The following is a 560-nucleotide window of genomic DNA, read 5'->3' as shown; positions in this document are numbered from 1 at the left end:
CGCGATCCCCACGCTCATCGCGTACCACTGGCTCAGCGGGCGCGTCGAACGCCTCACCCGCGTGCTCGACCGACTCGCCGTCGGCTTCGTCGAGGAGCATGTCCTCGAACCCTCGCTGGCGCGCACGGCCACCCCCAACACCAACACCGCGAGCGAGGCGACCCGATGATCATCGGTTCCTCCAAGCCCGATGACGCCCCGCAGGTCGAGCTCACGCCGATCGTCGACATGGTCTTCCTGCTGCTGATCTTCTTCCTCGTCGCGACCACCTACCAGCAGGCCGAGCGCGAGACGCGCATCACCCTCCCCGAAGCCGAAGCCGCCGGCCCGATCACGCTCGCCCTCCGCGAGATCGTCATCAATGTCGACGGCGACGGCTCCATCATCGTCGCCGGGCAAGCCATGACCATCGAGGAACTGCGCTCGCTCGTCACCGAAGCCGTCGGCGCCAACCCCGAGCAGAAAGTCTCGATCCGCGGCGACCGTGAAGCGGCGTACGGCACGGTCGCGCGCGTGCTCGATGTCTGCAAGGCCGCGGGCATCGACGAGCCCTTCCTCGA

Annotated in this window: 1 protein-coding gene; it reads left to right on the top strand. The window is 68.0% G+C overall.

Features of this window, described 5'->3' with window-relative positions:
- Window positions 1-165: 165 nt before the first annotated feature.
- A partial coding sequence (locus tag KDM41_18825) for a biopolymer transporter ExbD (protein ID MCB1185479.1) occupies window positions 166-560 on the top strand: 395 nt, incomplete at its 3' end.

The organism is bacterium (assembly GCA_020440705.1).
Taxonomy (GTDB): Bacteria; Krumholzibacteriota; Krumholzibacteriia; order LZORAL124-64-63; family LZORAL124-64-63; genus JAGRNP01.
This window is presented reverse-complemented; position numbering and strand designations above follow the sequence as displayed.